This is a genomic window from Rhodovulum sp., from assembly GCF_011048875.1.
GTDB lineage: Bacteria > Pseudomonadota > Alphaproteobacteria > Rhodobacterales > Rhodobacteraceae > Rhodovulum > Rhodovulum tesquicola.
Map to the genome: position 1 here is coordinate 1 of NZ_DSDD01000168.1, position 2,362 is coordinate 2,362.

Genomic DNA, 2,362 nt, shown 5'->3' on the forward strand with positions numbered 1-2,362 from the left:
CGGGACGGGTGGCGCCTGATCGGCCCGCTTGCCGTCCTGCCGTCGCGCCATGGCCAGGGTATCGGCACGGCCCTGATGGAACACGCCCTTTGCAGGCTGCGGGCGACAAGTCGGGGCGCGGCGATGGTGGGCGACCCCGCCGGGATGGGCGCGGGTTCAGGCGATCTGCAACCATGTCCACACCCACCTGACCTTCGGCTACGGCTTCGGCCGGTCCACCAAGACCGCCAGAGACGCGCAGCGCGAAAGGACCGGCGTCTGCCGCGACTTCGCCCATCTCGCGATCGCGTTCTGCCGGGCCATGAACATTCCCGCCCGCCATGCCAGCGGATATCTGGGCGATATCGACATGCCCCGTTCCGGCCCCGGCGATGCCGTCCTGCACGACATGCTGGCGACCCGCCCGGCGGCCGAGGCGCTGACGCTCGCCCCACCGGGCTGAGGGCCGCGCCGCGACCCGACCGACGCCCATTGCCCAAGGTTTCCGGGCGGATGCGTGCGGGCACGGCGCCCGCCGATCCGGCGCAACCGAATGCGGCAAGGGCTGCAAACCCGGGCGCCGGGCGCGCGACATGTGAAATTTCACATTAGCGTCACATTTGCTTGGTCGGACCGTCACGAACCGCTGTGAAACGGGCGCTGCGAATTGGGAATGGCAGATGCTCGACGTTCAGAACGTAACCCGGGTCTTCGGCGACAAGCGCGCGGTCGATCGTGTCAGCTTTACCCTGCATCAGCCCGGGTTCATCGGCATCATCGGCAGTTCCGGCGCGGGCAAGTCGACCTTCCTGCGCATGATGAACCGTCTGACCGACGCCACCGAGGACCGCATCCTCTACGAGGGGCAGGACATCCTGCCGCTCCGCGGGGCGGCGGCGCGCAGCTGGCAAAGCCGCTGCGCGATGATCTTCCAGCAGTTCAACCTGGTGCCGCGGCTGGACGTCGTGGCCAATGTGCTGCACGGCAAGCTCAACCGGCAATCGACGCTCTCGACGATGTTCAACATGTGGTCGCGCGCCGACATCCTGCGCGCCATCGACATCCTGGACCGTCTGGGCATCGCCGAACAGGCCACCAAGCGCGCCGAGGCGCTGTCGGGCGGCCAGCAGCAGCGCGTCGCCATCGCGCGCGCGCTGATGCAGGACCCGGCGATCATCCTGGCCGACGAACCCATCGCCAGCCTCGACCCGATGAACGCGCAGATCGTGATGGACACGCTCAAGCGCATCAATGTCGAGGACGGGCGCATGGTCATCGCCAACCTGCACACGCTGGATGCCGCCCGGCGCTATTGCGACCGGGTGATCGGCATGCGCGACGGGCGCGTGGTCTTCGACGGCACGCCCGAGCAACTGACCACCGGCGTCGCGCGCGACATCTACGGCGCCGACGAAACCTTCAACGAACATGCCACCTCGACCGCGATCCGGCCCGACCAGGCCGTCCCGGTCCCGAGCATGGCCGCCCAATGATCCCCAGACCGCCCTGCACCCGCAGGGTCTTTCATCGCAACGGAGAAAGCGAATGAAGAAGCTTGCCGCCACCCTTCTGCTGTCCACCGCGCTGGCTGCCCCGGTCGCGGCCGAGGGCATCACCCAGTTCAACATCGGCCTTCTGGGCGGCGAGAACGCCCAGGACCGCCTTGCCTCGAACGAATGCTTCCGCGCCTATGCCGAAGAGGCGCTGGGCGTGCCGGTGCGTCTGTTCACGCCCGCCGACTACAACGGCGTCATCCAGGGCCTGATTGGCGGATCGCTGGACATGGCCTGGCTCGGCGCCTCGTCCTATGCTGCGGTCTGGCTGAACGATCCCGAGGCGGTGCGGCCGGTGCTGGTCAAGACCAATCTCGATGGCAGCTACATGTATTACTCCATCGGGATCGCGCGCAGCGACAGCGGCATCACCTCGCTCGACGACATGAAGGGCAAGAGCTTTGCCTTTGCCGACCCGAACTCGACCTCGGGCTACCTCGTGCCGCTGATCGAGATTCCCGAGGCGGGCTATCCGATGACCGAGGGCGAGTATTTCAGCCGCGTCGGGTTTTCCGGCGGGCATGAGCAGACCATCATCGCGGTGGTCAACGGCGATTACGACGCCGGTGTGGTCTGGGCCGACGGCCAAGGCGAGTGGGAAGACGGCTTCAACTCGGGCGCGCTGCGCAAGGCGGCCGATTCCGGCCTTGTCGACATGAACGACATCGTGGAAATCTGGCGCTCCAGGCCCATCCCCGAAGGCCCCATCGTGCTGCGCAGCGCGCTGCCGCAGGATGTGCAGGACAAGATCTACGAGCTGACGGCCAACCTGCATGTGACCGACCCGGACTGCGCCTATGGCGTCGCCGCGGGCGAGACGGCGGGCTTCA

3 protein-coding genes and 2 pseudogenes are annotated in these 2,362 nt (G+C 67.3%); all 5 read left to right on the forward strand.

Going from position 1 to position 2,362, the window contains the following annotated elements; translation table 11 throughout:
- Positions 1-18: 18 nt before the first annotated feature.
- Positions 19-93, forward strand: a pseudogene (locus tag ENN83_RS05835) (GNAT family N-acetyltransferase); the annotation flags it as partial.
- Positions 94-187: 94 nt separating this feature from the next.
- Positions 188-283, forward strand: a pseudogene (locus tag ENN83_RS05840) (transglutaminase family protein); the annotation flags it as partial.
- Between the two features lie 18 nt (positions 284-301).
- Positions 302-442, forward strand: coding sequence for a hypothetical protein (locus ENN83_RS05845; RefSeq protein WP_287185141.1), 141 nt, complete (start codon positions 302-304; stop codon positions 440-442).
- 217 nt (positions 443-659) lie between these two features.
- Positions 660-1,472 carry a phosphonate ABC transporter ATP-binding protein gene (gene phnC / locus ENN83_RS05850; RefSeq protein ID WP_287185135.1) on the forward strand — a complete coding sequence of 271 codons (813 nt, stop codon included), beginning with the start codon at positions 660-662 and terminating at the stop codon, positions 1,470-1,472.
- Positions 1,473-1,524: 52 nt separating this feature from the next.
- On the forward strand, positions 1,525-2,362 hold an 838-nt coding region (phnD, locus tag ENN83_RS05855; RefSeq protein WP_287185138.1), incomplete at its 3' end, for a phosphonate ABC transporter substrate-binding protein.